General features: G+C 51.9%; 11 protein-coding genes and 2 tRNA genes. 5 read left to right on the top strand and 8 right to left on the bottom strand.

The window, feature by feature from the left end; genetic code table 11:
* Window positions 1-41: 41 nt before the first annotated feature.
* Window positions 42-1,334: an RsmB/NOP family class I SAM-dependent RNA methyltransferase gene (locus AC3CB2_RS03910; protein WP_352930730.1), complete on the bottom strand. Its 1,293-nt coding sequence runs from the start codon at window positions 1,332-1,334 to the stop codon at window positions 42-44.
* Window positions 1,335-1,637: 303 nt separating this feature from the next.
* Here AC3CB2_RS03910 and AC3CB2_RS03905 point away from each other — a divergent pair, with 303 nt between their 5' ends.
* Window positions 1,638-1,934, top strand: coding sequence for a hypothetical protein (locus AC3CB2_RS03905; protein ID WP_008551962.1), 297 nt, complete (start codon window positions 1,638-1,640; stop codon window positions 1,932-1,934).
* Window positions 1,935-2,000: 66 nt separating this feature from the next.
* Here the strand turns inward: AC3CB2_RS03905 and AC3CB2_RS03900 are convergent, their stop codons facing one another.
* The 4 genes from AC3CB2_RS03900 to guaB form a co-directional block, all read right to left on the bottom strand.
* Entirely contained in the window at window positions 2,001-4,031 is a 2,031-nt protein-coding gene (locus tag AC3CB2_RS03900; protein WP_352930732.1) for a methyl-accepting chemotaxis protein, read from the bottom strand.
* A 503-nt stretch (window positions 4,032-4,534) separates the two neighbouring features.
* Window positions 4,535-5,065 carry a GNAT family N-acetyltransferase gene (locus AC3CB2_RS03895; RefSeq protein ID WP_352930734.1) on the bottom strand — a complete coding sequence of 177 codons (531 nt, stop codon included), beginning with the start codon at window positions 5,063-5,065 and terminating at the stop codon, window positions 4,535-4,537.
* Window positions 5,066-5,275: 210 nt separating this feature from the next.
* On the bottom strand, window positions 5,276-5,533 hold the full coding sequence (locus tag AC3CB2_RS03890) for a YjhX family toxin (protein WP_083416487.1): 258 nt from the start codon (window positions 5,531-5,533) through the stop codon (window positions 5,276-5,278).
* Between the two features lie 410 nt (window positions 5,534-5,943).
* Window positions 5,944-7,446 (bottom strand): IMP dehydrogenase, encoded by a 1,503-nt coding sequence (guaB, locus tag AC3CB2_RS03885; protein WP_014285301.1) that lies wholly within the window; start codon window positions 7,444-7,446, stop codon window positions 5,944-5,946.
* 328 nt (window positions 7,447-7,774) lie between these two features.
* Between guaB and AC3CB2_RS03880 the strand changes: the two genes are divergently transcribed.
* Window positions 7,775-9,175, top strand: a complete 1,401-nt coding sequence (locus AC3CB2_RS03880; protein WP_352930736.1) for an MFS transporter — start codon at window positions 7,775-7,777, stop codon at window positions 9,173-9,175.
* Between the two features lie 44 nt (window positions 9,176-9,219).
* On the opposite strand, the gene AC3CB2_RS03875 is transcribed toward AC3CB2_RS03880, so the two are convergent.
* The gene (locus tag AC3CB2_RS03875) at window positions 9,220-9,921 is read right to left on the bottom strand and encodes an RlmE family RNA methyltransferase (protein ID WP_352930738.1); all 702 of its coding nucleotides are present in this window, start codon (window positions 9,919-9,921) and stop codon (window positions 9,220-9,222) included.
* The gene (locus AC3CB2_RS03870) at window positions 9,918-11,357 is read right to left on the bottom strand and encodes a Ppx/GppA phosphatase family protein (RefSeq protein WP_352930740.1); all 1,440 of its coding nucleotides are present in this window, start codon (window positions 11,355-11,357) and stop codon (window positions 9,918-9,920) included. The genes AC3CB2_RS03875 and AC3CB2_RS03870 overlap by 4 nt, the downstream gene beginning before the upstream one ends.
* Before the next feature lie 546 nt (window positions 11,358-11,903).
* Here AC3CB2_RS03870 and AC3CB2_RS03865 point away from each other — a divergent pair.
* The 3 genes from AC3CB2_RS03865 (at window position 11,904) to AC3CB2_RS03855 (ending at window position 12,953) form a co-directional block, all read left to right on the top strand.
* Window positions 11,904-11,977, top strand: a tRNA-Gln gene (locus AC3CB2_RS03865).
* Between the two features lie 50 nt (window positions 11,978-12,027).
* A tRNA-Gln gene (locus AC3CB2_RS03860) sits at window positions 12,028-12,101 on the top strand.
* Between the two features lie 120 nt (window positions 12,102-12,221).
* Window positions 12,222-12,953, top strand: coding sequence for an SDR family NAD(P)-dependent oxidoreductase (locus AC3CB2_RS03855; RefSeq protein WP_352930742.1), 732 nt, complete (start codon window positions 12,222-12,224; stop codon window positions 12,951-12,953).
* Here AC3CB2_RS03855 and AC3CB2_RS03850 read toward each other — a convergent pair.
* Window positions 12,950-13,981: a DUF2817 domain-containing protein gene (locus AC3CB2_RS03850; RefSeq protein ID WP_352930744.1), complete on the bottom strand. Its 1,032-nt coding sequence runs from the start codon at window positions 13,979-13,981 to the stop codon at window positions 12,950-12,952. The genes AC3CB2_RS03855 and AC3CB2_RS03850 overlap by 4 nt on opposite strands.
* Window positions 13,982-14,140 lie beyond the last annotated feature (159 nt).

Here is a 14,140-nt window from a genome sequence, read left to right as displayed (position 1 = left end):
CAACAGGCTTTTATTTTTGATAGGTGTTGGCCGGCTTGCCCTTAATCTCGTTCCATCATTGCGATGAAAAAGCCGTCCGTTCCTGTGTGATGCGGTGTCAGCGTGATCATACCACTATCCTTGAACAGCGGACGGCGAGAGGAAACATCGCCAAAGTGCTCTTCCCAGACTGGAGCCAGGTCAACAAGCTTGAAGTCTGAATGCTTTTCGAGGAACGCTTGAACCTGAAGCTGGTTTTCTGCTGGTACAAGTGAGCATGTTGCATAGATCAGCTTACCGCCAGAGCGCACGAAACGGGTTGCGGTTTCCAGCACCTGCGCCTGATCTTCAATACGGCCATTCAGCGCATTTTCAGTTACACGCCATTTGGTATCTGGACGACGACGCCAGACACCGGTGCCTGAACATGGCGCATCAACGAATACGCGGTCCATTTTGCCATCACAGATGTCCAAAGAGCCGGTTTGCGGATCAATAGTCTGGATGTTGCGCACACCAGCACGGGCCATGCGATCGTAAAGCGGTGCCAGGCGCGTTTTGTGGGCATCATAGGCGTAGATTTGCCCTTTGTTCTGCATCTGCGCTGCAAGGGCGAGGCTTTTACCGCCTCCGCCTGCGCAAAGATCCAGAACCTGCTCGCCTGGCTGAGCGCCAGAAAGGATGGAGGCGATCTGCGATGCTTCATCCTGCAGCTCAAACCAACCTTTTCGAAAGCTTTCTTCCGCTTGAACATGCGGTGACTTACGCGGTCCCACCACAGGCTCCAAACGAACACCAACTGGTGAGAGTCCACTTGCTTCTGGATGCAGGTGTGACAGGCGTTTGAGAACTTTATCCTGCGAACTCTTCACCGTGTTGACGCGCATATCAATTGGCGCACGCTCAGAAAGAGAGCGACCAACAGCTAATGCGTCTTCACCGAAGTTTTCCTGAAAATGTGGCCAGAGCCATTCCGGGATGTTTGCGGAGATCTGATCGTTATCGCCGACCTGCTTGTTTTCAATCAGCGCGGTGCGTTCTGCATCGGACAGAGGCTCTGGTGCGTGACGGTCTTCTTGCATCACCTGCTCCAGCTTCTCGACCTGATTGCCCCAGCCCCAAATATAAGTTGCGAGCACAAGAGCGCGCGCACTCTCAGATCCCATCGCCTGTGCGTGGGAGAGTTTGTGGCGCAGCGCGTCAAAAACCAGATTGCCGATGGCGACCCGATCACCGGATCCTGCGAACCTGTGCTTGTTGCCCCAATCCTTCAGAGCTTCCTGCACAGGACGGCGGCGGTCATTAATTTCTGTCAGCACTTCAATTGCAGCCGCAATTCGTCCACCGTCGCGCATGAATGATCCCTAATTCCGTGAATTCTATTTTACGATTTATTCGTTTGGCTTTGCAGCGTGTATGCCAATACTCAAGGCATTTCAATAGTGCATAGCATCTGTGAGGCAAAGCTCACATCAACTCATTCAACAATTTCTTGGGTGTTGCATCGCTCACATATGCGGGATTTAGCAGATAACAGTAAAAATACAGATATTTATGGGGTTCATCCGCTACCTCGTGACGCATAGCGCATTTTACTAAAAACATAGATGCTGTCTCGCAACTCGTCGCAATCCTGTAAACAACCCGTGTTGCGTTCTATGTTTTATCAGGTCTCCATCTTTCTGCTTGGCAATGCCATTCTGTTTCTTTTGAAGGCAGATCTTATTGGCGCTTCGATTGCATCCAACTCCCCGGTTAGTGCAAAGCAAAACCATTACATGTTCGCAGCTGGCGCTTTTACGACTGATGCGCTGCTTTCAGCCGTTCTTTCTTTGGGCAGCCTTGCGCTGTTGGAGCTGGTCTTTGCAGTCTCCACGACATGGTATTACTCAGTTGTTTGCCTGCTGACATACTTGAGTATTCTCAGCTTCTTCACTCTTCGCATTCATCGATAAGCTGAGTACAAAAATGGCTCACCCGCTTCCGGAGTGAGCCATCTTTCTTTTTGTATTTGATCGCAGTTACGCGCTTTTTACATTGCGCAGGAAGCTTGCGATATTGTCTTTCAAAATATCAGCCTGCTTGTTGAGGATCTGAGAGGATGACAGGACCTGACTTGCAGTGGCGCTGGTTTCAGAAGCAGCTGAAGACACACCTGCCATGCTCTCTGCAACATTCTGCGTACCAACAGCTGCTTGCTGTACATTCTCACTGATCTCAGTTGTTGCAGCGCCTTGCTGTTCTACTGCGGCTGCAATTGTTGCCGTGATATCATTCACATCTGCCATAGTTCGGGTAATCGCACTGATTGCCCCAACAGCTTCCTGAGAAGAGTTCTGGATGCCAATGATTTGGCTGGAGATTTCTTCGGTTGCTTTGGAGGTCTGATTGGCCAACTCTTTCACTTCAGCTGCAACCACAGCAAAGCCCTTACCCGCCTCGCCGGCACGTGCAGCTTCGATTGTTGCGTTGAGCGCCAGAAGGTTGGTTTGCTCTGCAATTGCCTGAATGAGGGTCACCACTTCACCAATCCGCTGAGCAGCACTATCCAGACTAGAGACTTTGTCGTTGGTTATCTGCGCTGTTGATGTGGCATCAGAAACAACCTTCTGTGTCTGTCCGATCTGGCGACTGATTTCATCAATAGATGCGGCCAGTTCCTCAGCTGCGGAAGCAACTGTTTGCACATTGGTGGAAGCCTCTTCAGAAGACGCAGCAGCGGTTGTTGACTGCTCTGTTGCATGCTCCGCAATACCTGTCAGTGCTTTTGCCGAGATTTCCATCTCAGTGGAGTTATCTGCCACAGTGGTCAGACTTTCCTGAATGGTATCGTCAAAGTCTGTGATGAGCTCATCAATGTGCTTTTGACGCAGTGCACGGGCTTCCTGCTCCTGCTCAGATTCACTTTGCAGCTTCAGACGCTCAACAGCATTGCCAACAAACACTTCCAGTGCTTTCGCCATCTGACCGATTTCGTCGTTACGATCCGTGAAGGCGACTGGCTCCTCTACATTCCCTTTTGTTAGGGAGTTCATACGCGCAGTGATACCAACAACTGGCTTTGCGATAGAAGACCCGACGAACCACAGAACAACCACACCCAGCGCTAGGCAGATAAGCGCCGTAATGATGGCATTGGTGCGGGTGGTGTATGCAGCCGCCAGAAGCTCTGCTTTGTCGACGGTTACGATTGCAGACCAGACCTGCTCAGTGCCACGCAGTGTCAGCGGATAGGTTGCAATCTCCTTGTCACCCAGCTCGATCACGGTCGGCTGTGTACCTGCATCAACAATAAGCTGTGCGATGTCTGCTGGGATCTCCTCACCTTTTAGCTCGGTGTTGGAATGTGCAACCCACTTGCCATCATCGCTTACGAGACCGACAAAACCGCTCTTGAACTTTCTGGACGCCTCAAGGCTCGCAATAAGGCCGTTGAGGAACACATCGCCAGTGACAACGCCGATCGCCTTGCCATTTGCATTAAACACAGGCGAAGACATGGAAACTGCCATAACGGTATCGCCCTGAGATTCAAAGCTGTATGGCGGCGTTACCACATCACGACCCAGTCTGAGGGGAAGGCCGTACCAGCTGTCCGCATCGGCCTCATCCGCACCAGCAATCCGCCAACCGGTTTTGCCATCCTTGCGGGAGAAGTAAGGAGAGAAGCGGCCTGCCTCACTGTTGTAATCCTGCCCAACATAAGCGGCATCTTCGCCGATGGTGTTGGGCTCAAAGGAGGTGGTCAGGCCATCAATAGTGGGATTGTTTGAGAAGAAATCGCGCGCAATATTGGCGACCTGCTCACGAGACAAGTCTGCATGAAGGAGCGTTTGTTCCAGCTGATCTGCAAAACTTGCAGTGATGATTTGGGCTTCGCTGATGGTTTGATTGGCCAGATCTGCTTGAACCTGTGCGTTCTCAATAAGTAATTCCTGTCCTGCCTCTTCTGAAGAGTTGGACATAAGGACTGAAACAACTGTGATGAGGGCAATAAAGCCAAGCAAAAACACGGCATTCGCAGCAGCGAATATCCTGAGGCGCAGTGACATGGTTATTTTCCATTGAATTAGTTCAATTTATTCTCAACCTCTCTACCCCTCAAAAATTAATTGCAACTTAAGTCTAGTGTTTTCCAAAGAAAACCTAGTAATACATTTTGCCGCACTCACTTTTCATCAATACAACTCATTGCTTTTTCTAAATTAATTGAAATATCCAAATAATCGACAAAGATGCAAAAATATTTTCTCTGCGTGAGATAAATTGCGATATAGCTGAATATTTCTATTCTATATGCAGAGATCATATATTTCACGACTCAATCATGATCTCGATTTAAATGCTTCAAGTTACTTTGCCAGCTAAAGTTACTCTAATATATCAACATGGAGCCAGTTGAAGCGAAACGACATCAACTAAGTGCATCAATTGTCCCCTCTTCATGATCTCAACCCCTTCCTCGAGCTCAATCCCCCTCCAATTTCAAAGTACATTCTTCCGAATTACTTTGTTTCGTAGAAGGGAACTATGTCCCTTCTACACGTGTAGCTTTCTAGTCAGGCCTTCCTGAAGTATCCCAGAACATCGGGTTCATGATCGGTGCGGCGGCGACAGACGTGCCACCGACACCGTCCATGGACCCCGGCTTGATCTCCAGCATTCTCCAGGCTTCCGTTTCGCCTACTAACTTATGATGAGGCGAGAGGACTTTGGCTGGAGCAAAGCCTCTGGAGGCGTAGTATTTCGGGTAGCCGAGTACGAAGATTGCATCAGCGCCTATGAGTTTGAGGTGGTAGATGCCCTTCTCAATCAATTCCCTGCCAATGCCTAGTCCTTGGTACTCTGGCAGAACGCCAAGTGGTGCCAAAAGAAAGCATTTTTTCTCAGGATGATCATCCAGACTGAATGGTGAGAAGAGTATATTTCCAGCTATCCTCAATCCTCGATAGACGTTTATCGAGATAGTTTCTGGTAGCTGCAAAAACTCTTCTGTCATCTTTTGAATGACTGGACCTTCTTGCTCACCAAAGGCGTGCAAGTGAAGATTTTGAATTTCTAGTTTTTCATTTTCAGCATGAATCATGCGAACTTATCCTTTTTGGTTTGGTGTTTTGCTTCACCAGATCCATCAGAATTTCAGATTGCGCACGTTATGCGGACCTGTACTTCACAGGCCTCAATAGAGACTGCGCTTCAGCCTCTGTTGAGTTATGGCGCTGAAAGATAAGTGTGAGACCGATAAATCGCGTTGCTCATCGACGCCGAACACTCGACCAGGTCCGCTTGCGACGGCTTATCGGTTGTCAGCCTGCGATCTTACAAGAGTAAGACCTTTTCTGGTGACACGATAAGGCGCGCTTTTCTTGGACGCGATCAGTTTTCGACGCTTGAGTTTGCGAAATAGCTCGTCACTCAGGCCAGAAAACCTCCACCCCTCACGGGTGAATAATTCAATTTTGGAAATACGGCGGTGGTCGTCTTTTTCGACGCGGATGCAGCCGCCTTGCGCCAACATATGCAGAATTTTCTGCTCTTGTCTGGAGATGTCCATAAGAACTGGTTACCCAAATACATGCGTGGTTTCTCCCCTTCCAACCGAGTTGGAGTGGGTGCATGGATTTCAGCTTCCTGCCAGGTCAGGTATCACTCGCAAGCGAGCAATAGATCCAACCCTTTTTACAATGCGAACAACATGTGCGTCTGTAAAAAGGCAGTCAGCAAGGTTACCGATTCTCTTGTTTAAACAAAAACTCTCCAGATTTATGGCGATGAAGCAGCGGCTTCCTACATTACAACGCCCGCTGCTGGCAAGCATTTTTTGAATAGGGAAGTACCTCAAGCAAATGACAGGCTCAGCCTAAGCATAACTCAGTCGAAGCAAGAGCAGGCTGCGGCCTCAAAAAAACGCCTGCTTGAAACAACATCAAGCAGGCGTAATCATTTGTTTTTAAGCGACTAACTTTAAACCGCACCCGGATAGTTCGGGCTCTCACGTGTAATCGTCACATCGTGAGCGTGGCTTTCTCGGAGCGAAGCGCCGGAGATGCGGACGAAGGTGGCGCGTTCTTTGTACTCTGGGAGGTTTGGTGCACCGACGTAGCCCATGGAGGCGCGGACGCCGCCTGCGAGCTGGTGCAGGACGGATGAGAGTGGGCCTTTGTATGGCACCTGCCCCTCAATGCCTTCCGGAACCAGTTTGAGCTTGTCAGAGACTTCTGCCTGGAAATAGCGGTCTGCGGAACCGCGCGCCATTGCGCCAACGGAGCCCATGCCGCGGTAGGCTTTGTAGGAACGGCCCTGATGCAAGTAAACTTCGCCCGGGCTTTCTTCCGTACCAGCCAGAAGAGAACCAACCATACAGGAGCCAGCACCTGCTGCGAATGCTTTGGCCATATCGCCAGAGAATTTGATGCCGCCGTCTGCGATGATTGGCACGTCTGCTTTGGCAGCTTCTGCCGCACAGTCGAGGATCGCGGTGAGCTGAGGCACACCGACGCCAGCGACAATACGGGTTGTACAGATGGAACCTGGACCAATGCCCACTTTCACCGCATCTGCACCCGCATCAATCAGCGCTTTTGTTGCAGCTGGTGTAGCCACGTTGCCAGCTACCAGCTCCACGTTCGGGTAACGCTTCTTGATCGCTGCGACCTGATCAATCACAGCCTGAGAGTGGCCGTGTGCAGTGTCTACTACGAGAAGGTCCACGCTTGCTTCGATAAGCGCTTCTGCGCGGCGCATACCTTCTTCACCCACGCTGGTTGCAGCGCCTGCAAGAAGGCGTCCCTGCTCATCCTTGGATGCGTTCGGGTTCAGCTGTGCCTTTTCCATGTCCTTTACGGTGATCAGGCCAACACAGCACTGGTTTTCGTCTACCACCAGCAGCTTTTCGATGCGGTGTTGGTGCAGAAGGCGCTTGGCTTCATCCTGACGCACATTATCGCGCACAGTGACGAGGTTATCGCGGGTCATCAGCTCACATACCAGCTGCTCTGGGTTGGAGGCAAAGCGGACGTCACGGTTTGTGAGGATACCAACAAGGCGACCAGTTGAGGTACCACCACGGCCACCGTTTTCGACAACCGGAACACCGGAGATCTTGTGGGCTTCCATCAGGTTGAGCGCGTCTTCCAGCGTAGCATCCGGGCCAATCACCAATGGGTTGACCACCATGCCGCTTTCGAACTTCTTCACCTGCCGGACTTCTTCAGCCTGACGCTCAAGAGGCATGTTCTTGTGAATGATACCCAGACCGCCAGCCTGTGCCATTGCGATCGCAAGGCGTGCTTCGGTCACCGTGTCCATTGCGGAAGAGAGGATCGGCAAATGCAAATGAAGATTGCGAGAGATACGCGAGTGCAGATCTACCTGCGCTGGCATGATCTCGGAATGCCCTGGGAGGAGCAGAACATCATCAAAAGTCAGCGCTTCGTGACCTGAAGATGGTTCGTAAAATGTAGGCATCGCCAAGTTCCCTTCGGATAGATATAGACCACCCTGATCCACTCCCTGCTCAAGTGGATTTGATTGCAGAGTTGCCTGAAATGATAGAGAAGTTGACGCGGGTCACTACCACGGCTTTTCCGATTTGAAAAGGGGGCATTTGTCAATTTCAGAAAGCAGATTGCATGTTTTCGCCCTACCCCATTGATTTTATTAAATTACGCAGTGGACCAATGATTGTTGGTAGACTGAGTTCCTCTAGGGTGAGCTTTTGACAGCAGATCACCAGTGCAGGGTGCTGAGCCTTTGACAAAGCCCCTCACCCTTTGGAAACCAGAAAGCCTCACGCATGCCTCACCGCCTCCGCATGACGACTGTGATCGTTGGCATGACGCTGCTGCTTGTACAGTTGGATGCGACGGTGCTGGGCACGGCTATCCCGACCATAGCGCGGGATCTGAACATCAATCCGCTGTCGCTGCATATGACGATTTCGCTCTATCAACTGACACTGGCTGTGTTTATTCCCATTTCAGGCTGGACCGCAGATCGGCTTGGCTCCAAGCGGCTGTTCGTTGCAGCCACGATCCTGTTCCTGAGTATGTCCGTTGCGTGTGCGCTTTCAACAAATCTCACCCACCTGCTGATTGCCCGCAGCGTGCAAGGTGTTGCCGGTGCGTTTTTGATGCCGATTGGCCGTCTGACGGTTATTCGCATGGCTGGCACGAAGAACCTTGTGCAAGCAATGGTCTGGGTGGTGACGCCGGCAGCGTTCGGGATTGCGTTTGGTCCGTTTTTGGGTGGGGTAATCGTTCATTATCTGAGCTGGCGCTGGATTTTTCTGATCAACGTCCCTGTCTGCATTGCCGTAGGCGCTATGAGCAGTTTTTACTTTCGAGACTACAAGCGCAAAAACAAGGTCCCTTTTGACTTTCCGGGCTTCATTCTGCTTGGTAGTGCTGCCTCTCTCCTGCTTGCGGGTATCGCAAATCTCACCAAGGTAACAAGCGAGGTCTCTATTCCGGGAAGCTTGTTCACGGCCAGTCTTCTTTGCGCCTTGGTCTTCATCTGGCACGCAAAACGGGCGGCGCATCCCGTGGTTGACCTGAAGCTCTTCACAAATGTTAGTTATCGCCTCTCAACCTTCGCAGCTGTGCCACTGCGCATTGGGGTGGCTTCCTTTGCGTTTGTGATGCCGCTTATTTTGCAGATACCAATGGGGCTTGATAGCTTGACCACGGGGCTCCTGATGGGAGCTGCAGCGGTGGGCGCCCTACTTTCCAGAACCGTTGCGCATCGCCTGATCAAGACGTTTGGTTTCCGCGGTGTGCTGTTGCCCTGCACTGCTGCGCTTTCCGTTTTGACACTGGCGGTGGGCTTTGTCTGGCTCACACAGTCACTTGCGGCGGTCGCAGTGCTTATCCTACTGACAGGCTTTACACGCAGTCTTGTGTTCACGTCTGCGAACACCGCGAGTTATGCGGATCTCACGCGATGTCTGGTCAATCAAGGCGTGAGCTTTGCGGGCCTTGTTCAACAGCTTTCTATATCGCTGGCTGTGGGATTTGCAGCAGCAGTGCTGCATGTTCGTCAAAATGTGACGGGTGCAGACATGCTGACCGGCCCGGATTTCATCTGGCTTTCCGTTTGCACCGGACTGTTTGCGCTGTTGCCCGCTGTGTTTTTTTGGTTCCTGCCGGTAAACCTTGGCAAAAACAAAGTGGATGAGCAGGCACACCTGCACCACTAGACTGCACGCAACAAAAAGGCCGGTCGAAGCCGGCCTTTTGATGATTACTTTTTGCCTCTATAGCCACGGGCGAGAATGAACATCTCCGGGCTGCCCTTGCGGCTTGCAGGTGGCTTGATGTGCACCACGGACTTGAACTCTTTTTTCAAGTCCTGAAGCAAGCTTGCCTCAGCACCGCCAGCAAACACCTTGGAGAGGAACGTGCCGCCTTCATTCAGGTTCTGGCGTGCAAAATCAATTGCGATCTCGAACAGGTATGTTGTGCGCAGGTGGTCTGTCTGACGGTGACCGGTTGTTGGTGCCGCCATATCAGACATGACAAGATCAGGGCGATGTCCGCCCAGTGCTTTCATCAGCTCGTCCGGCGCATCGTCGTCCAGAAAGTCTTTCTTCAAGATCACCACGCCAGGAATTGGCTCAACTTCAAGATAGTCGATACCAACAACCAGCGGATCATCATCTGTGGAACCAACGATTGGTGCGGTCAGCTGAGACCAGCCACCCGGTGCACAGCCTAGATCCACCACGCGCATGCCTGGCTTCAGGATCTCATGCTTTTCGTTGATCTCAATCAGCTTGTACGCTGCACGGGAGCGATAGCCATCCACCTTTGCACGGCGGACATAAGGATCGTTCAGCTGGCGCTGCAGCCAGAGTGTAGAGGAATTGGACCGTTTACGCGCGGTTTTCACGCGCTGAAACATGCCACGATCACCTGATCCACGACCACTTGAGTTGCGGGTCATCTGTTATATTCCTTTCTAGGTGTGCGCCGGCGCTTATGGTTGGAGTTGCTCCAGACTTTGTCTGCCGCCATCATCTCCATCAGAATACCTTCACGCAGTCCTCTGTCAGCGACACGTAAACGCTGACACGGCCACCTGCGGCGTATTCCTTCCAAAATCGCACAGCCTGCTAGCACCAAATCGGCTCTGTCCTCACCAATACAAGGATTTTCCACCCGTTCCTGGTAGGACATATTCAAAAGCTGGTTAATCATAGCTGAAACATCTTCCTGTTCCATCCATGCTCCATCAACGCGGCGGCGATCATAGCGTTTGAGGCCCAAATGGACCCCGGCCAGTGTGGTCACCGTCCCGGATGTTCCCAGCATATGGACGTTGCCGCGCTCTATAGCACGGGAGAGTTCATTGCCAAGAGGGAAATTCTGCAATCTTTCTGAGACATCACCAACCATGGCCTCAAAAACCTCCGGCGTCACATGCACGCCGCCGTGCCGTTCAGCCAGATTGACCACGCCAAGTGGCAGGGAAGTCCATGTTCTGACGAAGCGGGTCAGAGCATACCCTCGGGCACCGTAGCGGTTGCGCAGGTCGAGCCAGACGATCTCTGAAGAGCCGCCACCGATATCGAAGAGCAGAACACCATCAGCTTCAGGATCGACCAGAGACACACACCCTGCCACAGCAAGGCGTGCTTCAGTTTCCTGACTGACGATTTCCAACTCCAGCCCGGCTTCTTTTTTGGCGCGGCTAACAAAGTCCTCGCCGTTTTCAGCCGCACGGCAGGCTTCTGTTGCAATCAGCCTTGCCCGCTGAACGCCGCGCTCAGAGATTTTTTGCTGACAAACCTGTAGAGCTTCGATGGCGCGAGAAATGGCATCATCGGAGAGCCTCCGGTTCCGTCCGACTCCCTCCCCCAAGCGAACAATCTTGGAGTAGGCATCAATTACGCGGAAGCCACGCTGTTCAGGTCTGGCTATAAGCAAGCGGCAGTTGTTGGTGCCCAGATCAAGCGCTGCATACAGCTCTTGCGGTCCAGTTGCATGATGCCTGTGACGGCTTGGGAAACGATGCGTGCCATCGCCCCGCATATCTGCAGGGTGTCGGCGCCGATTGGTATCGTTGTCTCTGGTTTTGTAGCCCTGGGAAGACCGCGGAAACTTTCTGTCGGAAGTTCCATCCTGCCTTCCCGGCGTCGGCGCATGCTTTTTGGCCTCCTCCTTTTTAGGAGCAGGTGGCAAAACTTCTACTGATGTACCGCCCGGATCAATATTGACAACGGGCGGATGTAGCTTCTGGTTTAAGAGCGCACGTCTTTCAGCCCGGTTAGGCTTTGCGCGACGTGCCTTCCTCTGCCGCTTGGCGCCTTCAGGACGAGAACTGCCAGTCTCTTCCGCCGCTACAGCAGAATGACCGGTTTCAGCGCGTTGAGGAGACACACTTTTGGCGTCTCCTGACTGGCGCTTTCTGTGGCGTTGCTTCCGTCTGCCCTTTTTAGAGCTTCCCGGGACGCCGGGCGTTCTCGTTCCATCCGAAGAGGACCGCTCACCCGTTTTTTTCAAGTGCTATGCCTTTGTGCAGTCCTGACGGCATCTGGATGCGATCCGGACCGAAGTCATTTCAAGTTGGCAACATTGTAACAGTTTAATGGCAAACAGCAATCGCCCCATTGGAATGGTACAGTCCTAAATTTAAACGGGTTCTCTCAAATTGCAGGAAACTCCAAGAGCTTACTGCCCGACTTGTGCAGGAAAGCAGCTGCCTTATTGTGGCCTCGCAGAGAGATGGGCTGCGCAAAAACACGCAGAGGCGTGATCCTTATTCACAAGTGAGGGTCCAGAAATCCGCTTAGACCACTGATTTTGTTAAAACTCACCAGAACCAAGTTGACAAGGTAAGGTACGGACACTAAAAGCCCTCTCACCGACGAATTGAGCAGCTTGCTTCTGTTTGTCGGCGAGCAGTAGCTAACTTACTGTTATTGCTGGGGATTAGTTTAATGGTAGAACAGCGGACTCTGACTCCGTCGGTCCTGGTTCGAGTCCAGGATCCCCAGCCAATTTCAGTTTAAGCTTCTGCATTACAGGGAACACCACCCTCCTGTTCTGCTGGGGATTAGTTTAATGGTAGAACAGCGGACTCTGACTCCGTCGGTCCTGGTTCGAGTCCAGGATCCCCAGCCATTCTCTTCCTTACATTGAAGTTTATCACTGCACTCAGTAGCTCTTCCTGTTTTCCGCTAGTTGACGTTTTTGCATGGCTCAAGAACACTTCCCGCAGTTTCAACCTGCTAAGGATGTGTCATGCCCTTTTCTCCCAAACGGATTGCTGTGTTTGGTGCAAGCGGCGCTATTGGCTCTGCTTTTGCGCAGGAATGCCTGGACCGATACGGCACAGCCAAGGTGTTTTGCTTTGCACGTTCGCCTGAACGCATTCCCAAACACGACAGGATTGAAAGCCACGCATTTTCCTTGGAAGATCTGGAAGTCCTGCAGGCCAATGCAGAAGCACTTAAAGCGGTTGGTGGGCTTGATTTGATTTTTGTGGCGACTGGGCAGCTTCACAGCGCCACCGCCAAACCAGAGAAAACCATGCGGTCACTTTCCGTCGCTAGCATGGAAGAAACGCTGCACACCAACACGATCTTGCCAGCGATAATCATGAAGCATTTCCTGCCCCTGTTGCCGAAGCATAAAAAGGCGGTCTTTGCAGCAATCTCGGCACGTGTTGGCAGTGTCTCCGATAATTATCTCGGAGGCTGGTACTCTTATCGCGCGTCAAAAGCAGCCTTGAACATGCTGATCAGGTGCGCGGCAATTGAGATGCAGCGCACGCATCAAAGCTCAGTTGTTATTGGTGTGCATCCGGGGACGGTCGACAGCGATCTTTCCAAACCGTTTCAGCGCAACATTCCAGAGGGGCAAATGATGCGCCCTGCCAAGTCTGCCGCAATGCTGTTGGATGTGATCAGCAAAGTGGATCAGTCCCAAACAGGCAAATGTCTGGCCTATGATGGGACTGAAATTTTGCCTTAAACTTCCGCACCAACTTTCAGAACGTACTGTTCAAACACATCCCGGCTTTGAGTTAGCAACGCTTCACACCATTCCGGCGTATCAACGAAGAGTGCATCTTTGAGTTCCTGCCGGATCTCTGCTGCGAGTTCCGGCGCAACGGTATCGCGATTGCGTTTCAGCCAGTTGTCGCGGCGATGAGCATCAAGTACCTGCTCAAACGGGATGGTGCCAAACTCCAGAATGAGCTTTGTAGGTGGTTCATCCAGATCCAGCAGATCGATGGTGTCGCACATGAAGCCGCCAATCAGGCTCCACTCCACCTCTTCTCCCGGTTTAGAACTCAGATCCATCACCTCACAGAAGCCGCTTGGCCCGACACCTGTGTGCAGGTCGATAATCGTTGCGCGTTTCGCGCCTTGTCCGTACCGCGAGATCACCTGCTTCAACGTTGTGGTGGACCAGGAGGTTTCAACACCTCCGTAGAACAATCCCATTGGCACTGTGTACTGGCCTTTCAGGACTTTTTGGGTGAGTGCGCCAGCGCCGTTCTTGTCGGTGTAGGCTTTGATCTCAGCATTGGCTTTTGCCCATGGCTCACCGGTAATTTCGGGTGCACAAATGGCGGTGTGAAGCTCTTCGTAATCCGGATTTTGCGGCAGTTCCCCATCGAAGCTGATGGAGTTGCGGTTGTTGTCGACGTTGTTCTCGTCAGTTCTGGTGAAGATCGCGCAGCCTGCCGGATTGACTGCATGTACCCAGACCACTTTCGTGTTTGACGGCACCTGATCCAGATAGCGCTGCATCAGGTCCAACTGTATGCCGGAGCCGGCAGTCAGCTCGGTTCCATGCACGCCGGATGTGATGAAGACAACATGCTCACATTCCTGCTTACCCTGCACTGCGACAGCCATCTGCACAGGCCCTTCCTCACTTATGAAGGTGGGATGCGGGATCACTTCCATTTCGAGACCGAGGCGCTGGGACAAGTCGATGAAACGCTCTTGAGCTTCGAAATAGTCATCAGAGAAAATGGGATTTGCAGGCATGCTTTACTCGTCAAATAATGGGATGAAGCTGTGATATATCGTCAGTTCCATTACACAGGTAATTGACCTTGCCAGAATAATCTAGTCTCTTGTTTCTTATCTCTTTTTTTCATGCATCACACGCATGTACCCAATCATCCGCGATGATGCATCTGCATA

The sequence above is a fragment of the Pseudovibrio sp. SCP20 genome (genome assembly GCF_057774105.1).
Note: the sequence above shows the minus strand (reverse complement) of the source record. Positions and strands in the feature narration are given on the sequence as shown.